Source organism: Leisingera thetidis, assembly GCF_025857195.1.
In the GTDB taxonomy this organism is placed as follows: Bacteria; Pseudomonadota; Alphaproteobacteria; order Rhodobacterales; family Rhodobacteraceae; genus Leisingera; species Leisingera thetidis.
Window position 1 is genome coordinate 196,858 of sequence record NZ_CP109787.1, and the last position, 15,151, is coordinate 212,008.

The 15,151-nt window shown below is 65.0% G+C and carries 14 protein-coding genes; 8 read left to right on the plus strand and 6 right to left on the minus strand.

Annotated features, from left to right (window positions below):
- Nucleotides 1-3: 3 nt before the first annotated feature.
- The gene (locus OKQ63_RS00975) at nt 4-1,386 is read right to left on the minus strand and encodes a multicopper oxidase family protein (protein WP_264212131.1); all 1,383 of its coding nucleotides are present in this window, start codon (nt 1,384-1,386) and stop codon (nt 4-6) included.
- 202 nt (nt 1,387-1,588) lie between these two features.
- Here OKQ63_RS00975 and era point away from each other — a divergent pair, with 202 nt between their 5' ends.
- From era to recO, 3 genes are all read left to right on the plus strand, one after another.
- Entirely contained in the window at nt 1,589-2,494 is a 906-nt protein-coding gene (era, locus tag OKQ63_RS00980) for a GTPase Era (RefSeq protein WP_264212132.1), read from the plus strand.
- A gap of 88 nt (nt 2,495-2,582) precedes the next feature.
- Complete coding sequence (locus OKQ63_RS00985; RefSeq protein WP_264212133.1) at nt 2,583-2,912, plus strand: DUF1491 family protein; 330 nt, start codon at nt 2,583-2,585, stop codon at nt 2,910-2,912.
- A gap of 70 nt (nt 2,913-2,982) precedes the next feature.
- Entirely contained in the window at nt 2,983-3,708 is a 726-nt protein-coding gene (gene recO, locus OKQ63_RS00990; RefSeq protein WP_264212134.1) for a DNA repair protein RecO, read from the plus strand.
- A 380-nt stretch (nt 3,709-4,088) separates the two neighbouring features.
- Here recO and OKQ63_RS00995 read toward each other — a convergent pair whose 3' ends face one another.
- The 3 genes from OKQ63_RS00995 to OKQ63_RS01005 form a co-directional block, all read right to left on the minus strand.
- Nucleotides 4,089-4,763, minus strand: coding sequence for an SGNH/GDSL hydrolase family protein (locus OKQ63_RS00995; RefSeq protein ID WP_434086051.1), 675 nt, complete (start codon nt 4,761-4,763; stop codon nt 4,089-4,091).
- A 187-nt stretch (nt 4,764-4,950) separates the two neighbouring features.
- Nucleotides 4,951-6,636 carry an acyl-CoA dehydrogenase family protein gene (locus OKQ63_RS01000; RefSeq protein ID WP_264212136.1) on the minus strand — a complete coding sequence of 562 codons (1,686 nt, stop codon included), beginning with the start codon at nt 6,634-6,636 and terminating at the stop codon, nt 4,951-4,953.
- Nucleotides 6,637-6,639: 3 nt separating this feature from the next.
- Nucleotides 6,640-6,882, minus strand: coding sequence for a hypothetical protein (locus OKQ63_RS01005; RefSeq protein WP_264213971.1), 243 nt, complete (start codon nt 6,880-6,882; stop codon nt 6,640-6,642).
- Between OKQ63_RS01005 and OKQ63_RS01010 the strand changes: the two genes are divergently transcribed.
- The 3 genes from OKQ63_RS01010 (at nt 6,782) to dgt (ending at nt 9,889) form a co-directional block, all read left to right on the plus strand.
- Entirely contained in the window at nt 6,782-7,549 is a 768-nt protein-coding gene (locus OKQ63_RS01010; protein WP_264212137.1) for a sulfite exporter TauE/SafE family protein, read from the plus strand. The two genes, OKQ63_RS01005 and OKQ63_RS01010, sit on opposite strands and share 101 nt — an antisense overlap.
- A 24-nt stretch (nt 7,550-7,573) precedes the next feature.
- A complete protein-coding gene (locus OKQ63_RS01015) occupies nt 7,574-8,470 on the plus strand; it encodes a cation diffusion facilitator family transporter (protein ID WP_264212138.1) in 897 nt (298 codons plus the stop codon).
- 63 nt (nt 8,471-8,533) lie between these two features.
- On the plus strand, nt 8,534-9,889 hold the full coding sequence (dgt, locus tag OKQ63_RS01020) for a dGTP triphosphohydrolase (RefSeq protein WP_264212139.1): 1,356 nt from the start codon (nt 8,534-8,536) through the stop codon (nt 9,887-9,889).
- Here dgt and OKQ63_RS01025 read toward each other — a convergent pair.
- Both OKQ63_RS01025 and OKQ63_RS01030 read right to left on the minus strand, forming a co-directional pair.
- Complete coding sequence (locus OKQ63_RS01025) at nt 9,886-10,563, minus strand: methyl-accepting chemotaxis protein (RefSeq protein ID WP_264212140.1); 678 nt, start codon at nt 10,561-10,563, stop codon at nt 9,886-9,888. The two genes, dgt and OKQ63_RS01025, sit on opposite strands and share 4 nt — an antisense overlap.
- Before the next feature lie 174 nt (nt 10,564-10,737).
- Nucleotides 10,738-12,336: a phosphoenolpyruvate carboxykinase gene (locus OKQ63_RS01030; RefSeq protein WP_264212141.1), complete on the minus strand. Its 1,599-nt coding sequence runs from the start codon at nt 12,334-12,336 to the stop codon at nt 10,738-10,740.
- Between the two features lie 341 nt (nt 12,337-12,677).
- Here OKQ63_RS01030 and OKQ63_RS01035 point away from each other — a divergent pair, with 341 nt between their 5' ends.
- The gene (locus tag OKQ63_RS01035; RefSeq protein ID WP_264212142.1) at nt 12,678-13,382 is read left to right on the plus strand and encodes a response regulator transcription factor; all 705 of its coding nucleotides are present in this window, start codon (nt 12,678-12,680) and stop codon (nt 13,380-13,382) included.
- A 51-nt stretch (nt 13,383-13,433) separates the two neighbouring features.
- Entirely contained in the window at nt 13,434-15,149 is a 1,716-nt protein-coding gene (locus OKQ63_RS01040; protein WP_264212143.1) for a sensor histidine kinase, read from the plus strand.
- Nucleotides 15,150-15,151: the final 2 nt, after the last annotated feature.

Below are 15,151 nucleotides of genomic sequence, written 5' to 3' on the forward strand. Positions count from 1 at the left end.
CTCTCAAACCACCCGGATATAGCCCGCGAGGCCGGTTTTCTGGTGCTCGATCACATGGCAGTGGAAGGCCCAGTCGCCCGGGTTGTCGGCGACCAGCGCAATCTCGGCCACTTCGTCCTTCAGCAGCAGCATGGTGTCGGTGACCAGCGGCGGCAGCCTGCGCAGGTTGGAGCGGATCGGGACAAAGGCCAGCCCGTGCAGGTGGATCGGGTGCAGGTTCGGCGACTCGTTCCTCAGCCGCAGCACGTAGGTCCGGCCGCGCTCCAGCACCGCCAGCGGCCCGGTGCCCTTGGCGGCGTCGCCGGCCCAGGGGGTGCGGTTGATTGACCAGAAACTGTAGCCCATCGAGCCGCAATAGCCGTCGTTCGGCGGTCCGCCCTCGGGGGTCCAGCCAAACACGAAGTCATGCACGTCGGCCTTGGCCAGGTCCGGCCGGGACACCGGGTTGGCCGGCAGCCGCTTCAGCTCCCGCAGATCCCGCCCCAGGTTTGCGCCAGCCGAACGCAGCTGCGCCATGGTGCGGGCGGACTGGCCCGGCAGTTCTGCCAGCAGGCTGGCGGTCTGGCCTTCGCCCGCGGGCATCCGCACCGCAAAATCCACCCGCTGGCCGGGGCCGACCAGCAGCGGCGCACCCGCAGAGGGCAGGGGCAGATCCATTTCCACCGGATGCCCGTCCCACGCGATGATCCGCGCCTGATCGGTGCTGAGATGCAGCTTGTAGATCCGCGTGGTGTCCGAGTTCACCACCCGCAGCCGCACCAGCCCGCCCGCGGGGTGGTCATAGACCGGCGCCTGCAGCCAGTTCGCAGTCAGCACATTGCCGAACGTCCCGGCCCGGGCGGCGCCACGGGCGGTGTAATGCGGCAGGAAGGCGCCCTGGTCATCCAGCCGGAAGTCGCGCAGGTTGACCACCTGGTCGCTGTCAAAGCCAGGGTCTTCCGCTTCCTTGATCACCATCACCCCGGTCAGCCCATGCGCCATCTGCGCCATCGTCATGCAGTGCGGGTGATACCAGTAGGTGCCCGCGTCCGGCGGGGTGAACGCGTAGTCAAACGACCCGCCGCCGGCGATCGGCATCTGGGTGAGGTAGGGCACCCCGTCCATCGCGTTTGCGACCCGCAGCCCATGCCAGTGCATCGCAGTGTAATCCGGAGTGCCGTTGCGCACCCGCAGCCGCATCGGTTTGCCCTGCTCGCCATAGAGCACCGAAGGCGGCGCATCAGGCAACAGGCTCACCAGCCCCTCGGTGGGTTTCTCCCGGAACGCAAAGCGGGCAGGCTGGATGGTCAGCTGCTGCGCAGCCGCGGCGCTGGCCGCACCCCAGCCGGCAGCGCCAAGCGCGCCTGCGGATGCAGCAGTCCCAAGCAGGAAATCACGTCGGTTCATTGGCAAGGCCTCCGGATGCGCGGTTGAGGAAAGGCCTGGCTGCGGGTCTGGCTCGGCGCTGCGGTTGTTCCATGGCACCTGCCACAGGTCTTTGACATAGAGCAAGGCTGTGTGAAGGTGGCAGCAAGGCCGAAGAAAACACCTCTGGCCCCTGTGGGTAATTTCCTGTAGGGGATTTGCTCTGCAAACAGGACCAGTACTGATGACCACACGCGCCGGATTCGTTGCCCTGATCGGAGAGCCCAACGCGGGCAAATCGACCCTTCTGAACCGCATGGTGGGGGCGAAGGTCTCGATCGTGACCCACAAGGTGCAGACCACCCGCGCCCGCATCCGCGGCGTGGCGATGGAGGGCGACGCGCAGCTGGTGTTTGTCGACACCCCCGGCCTGTTCAAGCCGCGCCGCCGCCTGGACCGCGCGATGGTGGCCGCCGCCTGGGGCGGCGCTGCGGATGCCGATGTGGTGGTGCTGATGGTCGAGGCGCACCGCGGCATCACCGAGGGCGTCGAGACCATCCTGGAAGGGCTTGCCGAAGTCGGCACCGGCCGCACCGTGGCGCTGGCAATCAACAAGATCGACCGGGTGCCCGCCGAAAAGCTGCTGGGCCTCGCCCAGGACCTGAACAGCCGCTACGGTTTTGCCGAAACCTTCATGATCTCTGCCGAACGCGGCCATGGCGTTGACGACCTGCGCCAGTGGCTGGCGGGCAAGCTGCCGGAAAGCCCCTGGCTCTACCCCGAAGACCAGATCGCCGACCTGCCGATGCGGATGATCGCGGCAGAGATGACCCGCGAAAAGCTGACCCTGCGGCTGCACCAGGAACTGCCCTACCAGCTGACGGTCGAAACCGAGAAATGGGAAGAGCGCAAGGACGGCTCCGCCCGCGTCGACCAGATGATCTATGTGATCCGCGATGGCCACAAGGGCATCGTGCTGGGCAAGCGCGGCGAAACCATCAAGGCGGTCTCTCAGGCGGCCCGCGCCGAACTGGAAGAGTTCCTGGGCCGCAAGGTGCACCTGTTCCTGCAGGTCAAGGTGCGCCCGAACTGGCTGGAAGAGGCTGAGCGCTACTCCGAAATGGGCCTTGATTTCAAAGACGGCAACTGAAGCCGGCCATGCCTTTCACCTTTGTGCAAATACTCCCGCCGGAGGCTCCCGCACTGCCGGCCGGCACTCCCGCCGGCGAAGGTGCGGCATGACCCGCCTCACCGCTGAATTCTGGGTGCAGGCCTATCTGGCCCGCTTGCGGCTGCTGGGCATTCCCGCCTTCGTGACTTCGCATGGCGACGACACGGCAGGCGCGGTGCTGGTCAAGCTCAACACGCTGGACGGCCGGGCCTGCGCTTTGCACCGCACCTATGACCTGATGAGCGGCGCCCGGAAATGGGATGCGCTGGCTGACGGGGCGGAAACCGAAGTCGATGCCTCTATCCGCCGCCAGCGGGAGTTCGACCCCGATCTCTGGGTGATCGAGGTCGAGGACCGGGCAGGCCGCCATCTGCTGGACGAGCCAGGGCTGGAATGATCCCGCGGCTTGCAGGCCGCTCCGCAATGCGGTCTGCTGGGATTACCCCGGATGACAGGGAGACCCGCCGGTGGAATGGCGTGATCACGGCATATTGCTCTCGATGCGCCGCCACGGCGAAAGCGCGGCGGTTATTGATGTGTTCACGGAACAGCACGGCCGCCACGCAGGCGTTGTGCGCGGCGGGGCGGGCCGCAGGATGGCCCCCATCCTGCAGCCGGGCGCGCAGCTGGACCTGAACTGGCGGGCACGGCTGGAAGATCACCTCGGCAGCTACCATGCGGAACCTCTGCGCAGCCGGACTGCGGCAGCGCTGTCGGGACGGCTGTCCTTGGCCGGCCTCAACGCGGTTACGGCGCTGCTGTCCTTTAGCCTGCCGGAACGCGAACCGCACCCCGGCCTCTACACCCGCAGCGAACGCCTGCTGGACTTGCTGGACAATGAGGACCTCTGGCCGCTTGCCTATCTGCACTGGGAACTGGCGCTGCTGGAGGAAATGGGGTTCGGGCTGGATCTCTCCGTCTGCGCAGTGACCGGCAGGCAGGAAGAGCTTGCCTTTGTGTCGCCCAAGACAGGGCGGGCTGTTTCACGTGAAGGCGCCGGGACCTGGAGGGACCGGCTGCTGCCGCTGCCGCCGGTGCTGCGGGGGGAAGGAGATGCCGGGGACGCGGAGATCGTGCAGGCGCTGCGCACCACCGGCTACTTCCTGGAAGCGCATCTGGCGCCCTCGCTGGGCAACCGGCCCGTACCGGAGGCGCGCGGGCGGCTGGCGGAGCTGCTCAGCCGCCGCCTGTGAACAGCATCTCCCGCCCCGGATCATTGCCGGGAATCAGCACATTGCCGGACACCCCGGCCGGCGCATTTCCTGCAGGCCCCGCAGAATTGCGGCCTCTGCCTTCCGCTCCGTAGGCTGAGGAGGACTCGCCGCCTGTGCCGGCAGAGGGCTCTTGCGCACTGGGGGAGAGGGCGCGGACAATTGCAACGGGCCGCCCCGGAGCAGCTGGCACGGACGCGGGCGCAGGCCGGCTCCCGCCCGTCGCCGCGGCATTGAAAATGCCTTGCTCCCGTTGGGCCGGGCGCCGCGCTGTGCGCGGCGTGCGCCGTTCCGGACGCCCAGCGTGCGGCCCGCTGCCGATACTGCAGTCCGTGACGGCGCCGGAAGGGGCGGGCGGGCGGCTAGTTTGCCTGGATGATCCCGGCTATCTTGCGGCCGATTTCGCTGCTGGCCTTGACCGACGGGTGGATCATGTCGAGTGCGTGGTAGGAACGGTCGCCGAAGGGCACCATGTCCTTGAGCGACAGAAAGTGAATGCCTTCGTCCAGTGCCGCCAGCTTTTCGATGCGGGCTTCCAGCTCGTTGCCTTCGTCGCGGCAATGCTCGATCAGCGAGCCGACACCGGGGCTGCGCAGATAGCCGACGTAGATCACCTTGGCGCCGGTTGCGCGCAGCTCCGACAGCATGCCGGGAATTGCCCCATTGCGGCCATCGGCAGAGACCAGCTTGTCCATCTTGCGGTTGCAGGCAAAGCAGCCGCAGCCGAGCCACAGGTCGTTGCCGCCGCCGTTCACGATCACCCAATCCCATTTGCCGGGGGTGTACTGCTTGCGGATGTTCATCCCTGCGGCACCGGAAATCGGCAGCTTGTAGATGATCCGCGCGGCGGAAACCGACCGGTCCACCACCGGTTCCTGCAGTTCCCGCGCCACCGTGTCGGAAATGGATTTGCCGGCCAGACTGTGCCAGGCCAGCAGAGAATCCCCCATTGCCAGAATGCGGGGCGATTGCTCGGACGGGACCGCAGAAGCGCAGGCCGAGAGCAGCATCAGGAGCGGAAACAGGAAGAGGCGCAAAATGGACATGCCCCCTTATTAACCACGAATCGTTAAGGATCGAACAACACGGATTGGAAACAGACTTATTCCTGGCGGACATTGCAGCCAGGCCGCAGGCAAAGCGCGCCGCCCCCGCAAAACGGAAAGCCCAGCGCGGGCGCCGGGCCTGACCGGGTGTTCTTCCGGCATCCGCTGCGGCTGCGGATCAGCCGAGCAGACGGCGGGCGATCACCTGCGCCTGAATCTCGGCAGCGCCTTCGAAGATGTTGAGAATCCGGGCGTCGCACAGCACGCGGGAGATCTTGTACTCCATCGCAAAGCCATTGCCGCCGTGGATCTGCAGGCCGTTGTCAGCTGCCGCCCAGGCCACGCGGGCGCCCAGCAGCTTGGCCATGCCGGCCTCCAGATCGCAGCGGTGGCCGTGGTCCTTTTCCCAGGCCGAGAAATAGGTCAGCTGGCGGGCAATCATGATCTCCACCGCCATCATTGCCAGTTTGCCGGACACACGCGGGAAATTGATCAGCGATTTGCCGAACTGCTTGCGCTCCTGCGCGTATTGCATGGCGATATCCAGCGCCGATTGCGCCACGCCGATGGCACGGGCGGCGGTCTGGATGCGCGCCGATTCAAAGGTCTCCATCAGCTGTTTGAAGCCCTTGTTCTCCTCGCCGCCCAGCAGGTTTCCGCCCTTCACGTGGAAATTGTCGAAGCCCAGCTCGTATTCCTTCATGCCGCGGTAGCCGAGCACTTCGATCTCGCCGCCGGTCATGCCGGGGGTGGGGAAGGGGGCCTCGTCGGTGCCCGGGGTCTTCTCCGCCAGGAACATCGACAACCCGCGGTGGTCGGTGGTGTTCGGGTCGGTGCGCGCCAGCAGCGTCATCACATGGGTGCGGGCGGCATGGGTGATCCAGGTCTTGTTGCCGGTTATCTTGTAATCGCCATTCTCATCCTTGACCGCGCGGGTGCGCAGGGAGCCAAGGTCGGAGCCGGTGTTCGGCTCGGTGAACACGGCCGTCGGCAGGATCTCGGCGCTGGACAGCTTCGGCAGCCAGTTGGCCTTCTGCTCATCGGTGCCGCCGCACAGGATCAGCTCCGCCGCGATTTCCGAGCGGGTGCCCAGCGAGCCAACCCCGATATAGCCGCGCGACAGCTCTTCGGAGACCACCACCATCGAGGCCTTCGACAGGCCGAAGCCGCCGTATTCCTCGGGGATGGTAAGACCGAAGACGCCCATCTCGGCCAGGTCCTCGATCACCGACAGCGGGATCAGCTCATCCTTCAGGTGCCAGTCATGGGCATAAGGCTCAACCTTCTCCACCGCATAGCGGCGGAACTGGTCGCGGATCATCTCCAGCTCTTCTTCCAGGCCGGAGTGGCCGAACATGGTGGACCCGGCCTGCGCCTCCATCAGCTCGACCAGCCGGGTGCGGGCGGACTGGCTGTTGCCCTGCTCGCACAGCGTCATCACCGCGGGCGCCATCAGCAGGCGCTGGGCGTTCTCGTCAAGGCCCAGATCCTGCAGGCGGATGATTTCGCCCTGGTTCATCTGGATGCCGCCCCGGATCTGGCACAGGTATTCGCCAAAGCCGATCTGGTGGATCAGCTGCTCCATCGCGCCGAATTTGCCCTCGCCCTGCAGCTTCTCGGCCCAGGCCTGCATCTGCCGCAAGGAATAGACATAGGTCGCCAGCCACGACAGCCCATGCGCCGCCACCTGGTTTTCCTCGATCAGGCGGCCGGACACGCGGCCCTCTTCGCTCACCATTGCCGTGACCGAGGCACGGGCGGCCTCGAGCAGCTGGTCCAGCGGTTCCAGGGATGCGGCGGTCAGCGCCAGCAGGTCGGGGATGAGTGTCGGTTTCATATGCAAGTCCTGTCCGTCGTGGGCCATGAATCAGATCCTTTTCCGGTCGCCCGGTGGTAAATCACTTTGCAGGTGCAGCGCAACAAAAATACGCGCAGGTGCGGCATTTGGATCAAATCTTGCGTGTGCATTTTGCCCGTGCAGCGCGGCAGAGATATGATAATGCGGGGCTATGACAGCATTGTTTTCCCTCCTTTCACCGTCGGAGGCGGCGGCGGCTTTCGGCATTGCTCTTTTGGCGGGCGCGGTCAAAGGCCTGGTCGGCTTTGCCATGCCGATGATCCTCATTTCCGGCCTCAGCCTGTTCCTGGCCCCTGACCTGGCGCTTGCCGGGCTGATTCTGCCGACGCTGGTCACCAACGGGATGCAGGCGCTGCGCCAGGGCCCGGCAGCGGCAGTTGCCTCGATCCGGAAGTTCCGGGTGTTTCTGATGATTGGCCTCATTTGCCTGCTGCTGAGTGCCCAGTCGGTGCGTCTGCTGCCGCAGCAGGCGCTGCTGCTGGTGATCGGTCTGCCGGTGACGGTTTTTGCCGTCATGCAGCTGATGGGCAAAACCTTCTCCATTGCCGGCCAGACCCGCCGCAGCGAGGCCGCAGTGGGGGGCGTCGCCGGGCTGATCGGCGGGGTGTCGGGCGTCTGGGGGCCGCCGACCGTGGCCTATCTGACCGCGTTGGGCACCGAAAAAACCGAACAGATCCGGGTTCAGGGCGTGATCTATGGCCTGGGCGCGGTGGCGCTGCTGTTTGCGCACATCGGATCGGGGGTGATGCGGGCGGAAACCGCACCGTTTTCGCTGCTGCTGATTGTGCCGGCAGTGGCGGGCATGTGGATTGGCGGGCAGCTGCATGACCGGATCGATCAGGTGCTGTTCCGCCGGGCGACGCTGCTGGTGCTGCTGCTTGCAGGCCTGAACCTGCTGCGCCGCGGCTTGCTGATGTAACTGCGGCGGAGGCTGGGAGAGTCCATGCACCAGAGGTTTACTGCTGAGCAGCTGGCAACAGGCTCGATTCTGATCGCGCTGGCGGTCATGGGGCTCAAGGCTGCGGCCTGGATGATGACCGGCTCGGTTGCGCTGCTGTCGGATGCATTGGAGTCGCTGGTCAACATCGGCGGCGCGGTAATGGCCTGGTTTGCCGTGCGCTATGCCCAGCGGCCGCCGGATGCAGGCCATCCCTATGGCCACCACAAGGCCGAGTATTTCTCGGCCGTGGCCGAGGGCATCATGATTGTTATCGCCGCGCTGCTGATCCTGAACGAAGCAATCGGTGCCTTGAACCGCCCGTCGGTGGCCGATTGGGGATACGCCGGGCTTCTGGTCAACGCGGCGGCGATGGCGGTCAACCTGATCTGGGCGCGGGTTCTGCTGCGGGCCGGCGGGCGCCTCAGCTCACCGGCGCTGTCGGCGGGCGGGCGGCATTTGATGAGCGACGTCTGGACCTCGGCCGGCGTTCTGGCAGGGCTGGTGCTGGCCCTGTCCAGCGGCTGGGCCATTCTCGATCCGCTGCTTGCCCTGCTGGTGGCCGTCAACATCCTGCGGGAGGGCTGGCTGGTGATTGCCGCGTCGGTCAACGGGCTGATGGATACCGCCGCGCCCGAGAGCGAGCGTGTCCGGGTGGAGGAGATCATCCATCGGTCCGCAGCCGGCGCGATGCAGGTCCACGGGCTGAAAACCCGCCGGGCGGGACGGGCGCTGTTTGTCGAATTCCACATGGTGGTGGACGGTGCCATGTCGGTTCGGGCGGCGCATGACATCTGCGACCGGGTGGAGGCCGCCTTGCGCGAAGCCTTCGCCAACGCAGAGCCGGTGATTCACGTGGAGCCCGAACACAAGCTGGAGCCTGCCGGGATCAAGCCGCGCTGAACCGTTTGCAATTCCGCCCGGCCTCCCGTTTAACCGCTTTCAAACAGGCAAAGGAGCAGGCAGATGGCAATGGAGTGGAACAGGCTCTTGAACCCGGGGCGGCTGTGCCGGCCGGACTATGCCGAGAAACCGGGCCGCCCGGCCTATCTGCAGGACTACGACCGGATCCTGTTTTCAGAACCCTTCCGCCGCCTGGCGCAGAAAACCCAGGTGCACCCGCTGCATGACCATGACCACGTGCACCACCGGATGATCCACAGCATGGAAACCGCCAGCGTGGGGCGCTCCCTGGGCGCCGGCGTCGGGGCTGCGCTGGCGGAGCGCGGCAGCCTGCAGGTGGAGCAGATCGCCCGGCTGGCGGGCCATGCCGAGGCTGCCTGCCTTGTGCATGACATCGGCAACCCGCCGTTCGGCCATTCCGGCGAGGACAGCATCGGCGACTGGTTCGCGGCCCAGTTCCGTGCCGGCCGGGGCGTTGCGGCCGATGTGCCGCAGCACCTGCAGGCGGAATTCGAGCACTTCGAAGGAAACGCGCAGGGGTTCCGCATCGTCGGGCGGCTGGAGTTTGCCCAGCAGCAAGGCGGGCTGCGGCTCAGCTATGCGACGCTTGGCGCCTTCATGAAATACCCCTGCACCCGTCTTGTGCGGGATGAGACGGCGGGCACAGGCCCGGCCCCCTACGTGGGGCTGAAGAAATTCGGGATCTTCCAGTCTGATGCAAACCTGTTTGAGGAAACCGCCGATGCGCTGGGCCTGCCCGCCGAGCCGGGCGGCTGGCGCCGCCGGCACCCGCTGGCCTTCCTGGTCGAGGCGGCGGACGACATCTGCTACCGCATTCTGGATATCGAGGACGCCGCCAGCATGGGCGACCTGGACCGCGCCGAAGTCGCCGAGGCGCTGGAGGCGATCATCGGCAAGCCGAACGAGGACCGCGGCCTGCCGATGCGCGACCGTATCGTCCTCTTGCGCGCCTTTGCCATCGGCCAGTCCATCGATGCGGCCGTTGCGGCCTTCATGGAAAACTATGACGCCATCATGATGGGCGAATTCAACGACGGCCTGATGGAAGTCTCGTCCAAGGCGCAGGCCTTTGCCCGGCTGAAGGAGCTGTCAGAGCAGCGGATCTTCGTCGCCCGCCGCAAGACCGAGCTGGAGATCACCGGGCGCCAGGTGCTGCATTCGGTGCTGGACCATTTCCACGGTCTTTATGCCGGCCTGCAGGGCTGCGGCTGGGACGTGGAAGAGCTGAAAGCCCGGCATGGCTATTGGGCCAAGCTGATCCGTGCGGTGGATCTGGACCTGCGCGGGGTGGAGGACGCATACACCGCGATGCATTCGCTGGCCGATTTCGTCTCCGGCATGACCGACCGCTACGCGCTCAAGGTGCGGGACATGGTGACGGGATCGGTGGCCCGCTAGCCGGCCTTTGACTGGCTGGCCGCCTCCCGCGCCTCTTCGCGCTTGCGCTGGGCCATCGTGTCGGTGATGCGGCTGGCCCAGAGGTTGTTCTCATCCGCCAGCGCCTTGATCTCCCGGGCGAGATAGGCGAATCCAAGGCCCGCCTTGCCCGCCCGCGCGGCCTCGATGCCCGCATTGATTGCCAGGATGGACAGTTTCTGGACCGACCGCAGGATATTCTCCGCCAGCTTGATGATCTCGGCATTGGCCTCTTCGGTCCGGTTCAGCGTCTCCTGCAGCTCCCTGCGCAGGGTGACCTCCGCCGACGCATCCACCACCAGACCCTCGAGATAGACCATCTCGCCGCTGTCGTCATAGACCGCATTGCCGCGCTCGCGCACCCAGGCATGCGAACCATCAGAACGGCTGAGCCGGTAGGCCACATCCCAGTTTTCCCGTGCTTCGATGGCTGCATCCACATCGGCAAAAACGCGGTCAATATCGTCTGCATGGGTCAATCCGACATAAGATACTTTGGAGTTTCCAAGGATATCCGATTTCGGGCAGCCGCAGAGTTTCTCAACCTGTCCGGCCATGAACTTCATCGTGAAATTCTCGTCATTGGCACAGCGGTACACAAAGGCGCTGCCGGAACTGAAAATGCTGTTGAAAACCGTCAAAGCCTCTTTGTCCATTCTGGCCCCTCCCCGGGCATGGCGTAAAACTCGGCAAAACAGCCGCAAAGCAGTGTTTGCGGAAGCTTTGCGGTGGAAGGGTTGAGAAATCGTTAACTGGAAACAAAATTTCCCCAAATGAAAAACCCCGGCGCACGGCCGGGGCTTTCCTTTTTCACGGGCGGCTGAGGGGGATCAGCCGATGGCGGCGGCTCTCACGTCCTCGTCGATGAACGGCAGATACTGCTCGAAGTTGTCGGAGAACATCTGCACCAGCTTGGCCGCCTGCGCGTCATAGGCGGCCTTGTCGTCCCAGGTGCGGCGCGGGTCCAGCAGCAGCTCCGGCACGCCCGGCACGGCGGCCGGCACGTCGAAGCCGAAGTTGCCGTCCTTGCGGAACTCGGCCTCGGCCAGCGAACCGTCCAGCGCGGCGGTCAGCAGCGCGCGGGTTGCCTTGATCGGCATGCGCGAGCCGGTGCCATAGGCGCCGCCGGTCCAGCCGGTGTTCACCAGCCAGCAGGTCGCGCCGTGCTGGGCAATCTTTTCACGCAAGAGGTTGCCGTAGACTTCCGGACGGCGCGGCATGAAGGGGGCGCCGAAGCAGGTGGAGAAAGTCGGCTCCGGCTCGGTCACGCCGCGCTCGGTGCCGGCCACCTTGGAGGTGAAGCCGGACAGGAAGTGGTACATCGCCTGGGCCGGGGTCAGCCGCGCGATCGGAGGCAGCACGCCGAAGGCATCACAGGTCAGCATGATGATGTTCTTCGGATGGCCGCCGCGGGCGCTGGACGATGCATTGGAGATGTAATGCAGCGGGTAGGCGCAGCGCATGTTGGCGGTCAGGCTGTCGTCGTTGAAATCCAGCTCCTTGGTCTCCGGATCGAACACCATGTTCTCGATCACGGTGCCGAACTTGGAGGTGGTGGCATAGATTTCCGGCTCCGCCTCGGGGTTCAGGCTGATGGTCTTGGCATAGCAGCCGCCTTCGAAGTTGAAGGTGCCGTTGTCGGCCCAGCCGTGCTCGTCGTCGCCGATCAGCACCCGGTCGGGGTCGGCGGACAGGGTGGTCTTGCCGGTGCCCGAGAGGCCGAAGAACACGGCGGTGTCGACCGGGTTGCCCTTGGCATGGTTGGCGGAGCAGTGCATCGGCATGATGCCTTTTTCCGGCAGCAGGTAGTTCAGCAGGGTGAACACGGACTTCTTGTTCTCGCCAGCGTATTCGGTGCCGCCGATCAGGATCATCTTGCGGTCGAAGTTCATCGCGATGACGGTCTCGGACCGGCAGTCGTGCTTCTTGGGGTTGGCCTGGAAGCTGGGGCAGTTGATCACGGTGAAATCGGCGATGAAGTCATCCAGGTCTTCGCGGTCGGGCCGGCGCAGCATGGTGCGGATGAACAGGTTGTGCCAGGCCAGTTCGGTGACCATGCGGACGTTGATCGCATGCGCGGGGTCGGCGCCGCCCACCAGGTCCTGGACGTAGTAGTCCTTGCCTTTCATGTGCTCCAGCATGTCGGCATGCAGCGCGTCAAAGCCTTCGGGGCTCATCGCTGCGTTGTTGTCCCACCAGATCGTGTCGCGGACGCTGTCGGACTTGACGACATGCTTGTCCTTGGGCGAGCGGCCGGTGAATTTGCCGGTGGTGACGAGAAAGGCGCCGCCATTGCCCAGCGTGCCTTCGCCGCGTTTCAGTGCGGCTTCGATCAGCGCCGGCTCCATGAAGTTGTAGTAGACATTTCCCAGACCCTCGATGCCCTGATCCTCGAGGCGGAATTGCGGGTTAACCCGTCCAGATGTCATGCGTTTTTTCTCCTGTGGCGGCGCGGGCTGCACGCAGGCTGCGCGGCTGCGCCAATGGGGCAATAGAAAACGGCAAGGCTGCCGGTGGCGGGGTCATAACATGGCGTTTCGGGGGGTGAACAGGCCGGTTTCCCCCAGTTAGCGCCATCAAGGCGATGTTTAGCGCAACCATTATTCTGCGCTGCGGCACGTGCCTCCCTGTTCAGCAGATGCTAAGGTATTTTTGCCCCAATTGCGCCCAAAGATCGTCCGGATTCTTCAAATGGGATTGATTCGGCGCACCATAACGGCGATGAAAGTGGTAAAAATAATCAGAACAGAGCAGATTAGGGGCAATTCCGATGTCGAAGATTGCTTTGGTTGACGATGACAGGAATATCCTGACATCCGTTTCCATGACACTTGAGGCCGAAGGCTTTGAGGTAGAAACCTATAATGACGGGCAGGCGGCGCTGGACGCGTTCAACAAGAAGCTGCCGGACATGGCGGTGCTGGACATCAAAATGCCGCGTATGGATGGCATGGACCTGCTGCAGCGGCTGCGCCAGAAATCCCAGATGCCGGTGATCTTCCTCACCTCCAAGGATGACGAGATCGACGAGGTGCTGGGCCTGCGGATGGGCGCGGACGACTACGTGAAGAAACCGTTCTCCCAGCGGCTTCTGGTCGAGCGGATCCGGGCTCTGCTGCGGCGTCAGGAGGCGATCAGCAGTGACGCGGCCGGAACCGCCAGCCCCGAGACCAAGGTGATGGAGCGCGGCAACCTGCGGATGGATCCGCTGCGCCATGCGGTCAGCTGGAAGGGCAAGGATGTGTCGCTGACCGTGACCGAATTCCTGCTGCTGCAGGCGCTGGCGCAGCGGCCGGGTTTTGTCAAAAGCCGCGACCAGCTGATGGATGTGGCCTATGATGACCAGGTCTATGTGGATGACCGCACCATCGACAGCCACATCAAGCGCCTGCGCAAGAAGATGCGCAGTGCGGATTCTGATTTCGCGGCAATCGAAACCCTTTACGGAATCGGTTACCGTTATAATGAAGAATAAGCGGCACGCCCGAGCGGGGCGGTGTGCCCCCGGCCGGAGGAGAAGGCGCGCATGCGCGATACCAGCATAACGCAGCGCCGGCAGGACGGCGATGTTGTTCTGGGGGAAGACTGGGTCACCCCCGATCAATCCGTTGCGCGGGAAATGCAGGTCAAGCGCGCCCGCCGCGGGCTGCTGTCGCTCAAAGGCTCGCCGCTGACCCGCAAGATCATCACTTTCAACCTGATCGCGCTGATCATCCTGGTCACCGGCATCCTGTATCTGAACTCCTCGCGCCAGAGCCTTGTGCAGCAGCGCGCGGGCACGCTGGTGTCCGAGGCGATGCTGGCAGCCGACGTGTTCGAGGCGGAGATGCCCGGCGCAGGTGCCGTCAGCTTTGCCGCCGGCGACGGTATCCAGGTCGAGGATACGCTGGCCCGGCTCAGCTTGCGCGGCGGCGTCGAGGCGTTTGTGTTCGATACCACGGGCAATCTGATTTCCAGCATCAAGGGGGTGGACCGCAGCGACGCTCTGAACGTGCTGAATGACAGCGGCGGGAGCCGCACGCTGATCAGCGACGGGCTGTCCGCCCTATGGGGGCTTGCCGATGGCGGTGCTGCGGCCGGCACAGGGGCGGACGACTCCACCCCTGCCCTGGAACTGCGGCTGAGCGGCCTCGTCGACAGGGCGGTGAACGGCGGCACCGGCGTCGAGACGGTGGTGGATACCAGCGGCAGCCGGGTGATCTCGGCGGCGACCCCGATCATGCACAACGGCCAGGCCGTCGGCGTCATTGCCCTGACCTCGCCCACCGGAGAAGTGGATGCCTTGGTGCGCGGCGAGCAGGAGCGGGTGCTGCAGATGTTCGTTGTTGCCCTGCTGGTTTCGGTCGGATTGAGCCTGGTGCTGGCGTCGACGATTGCCAATCCTCTGGCCGACCTCGCCGAAGCCGCAGAACTTGGCCGGGAGCGCGGCGGCCGCAGGTCGAACCCGGGCCGGATCCGCATTCCGGACCTCTCTGCCCGCCCCGATGAAATCGGCCGCCTCAGCCGCGCGTTGCGCGGCATGGTCAAGGCGCTTTACTCCCGGATCGACAGCAACGAACAGTTTGCGGCCGATGTGGCGCATGAAATCAAGAATCCCCTGGCCAGCCTGCAATCGGCCGTCGGCACCCTGCGGATGGTCCGGCGGGACGATCAGCGCGAGAAGCTGATGGATGTGATTGAGCATGACGTGCGCCGCCTGGACCGCCTGGTCAGCGATATTTCCAATGCCTCGCGGCTTGATGCGGAACTGGTCAAGGAAGAGGAAGAGGATTTTGACCTGCTGGCGATGCTGGGCAACCTGAACCAGTATCTGGGCGAGGACGCGCGCGCCAAGGGGATCGATTACATCACCGATCTGCCTGCCCAGCCCATTCAGCTTCAGGGGCTGGAGGCGCGGCTGGCGCAGGTCTTTGTCAACCTGATCACCAATGCGATCTCCTTCTGCGAGGAGGGCGACGCGATCCGCGTCTGGGCCCGCCGCCGCGCCAACCGGGTGCTGGTGGTGGTCGAGGATACCGGCCCCGGCATCCCGGACCAGGCCCTGTCCAAGATCTTCAAGCGGTTCTACTCGCAGCGCCCGGTGGAGCATTTCGGCAACAACTCCGGCCTAGGGCTGGCGATCTCCAAGCAGATCGTCGAGGCGCATGGCGGGGTGATCTGGGCCGAAAACATCCGCCCCACCGAGGCGGATGTGACATCCGAGCCGCTCGGCGCGCGGTTTGTGGTCGGCCTGCCGGTGTAGCC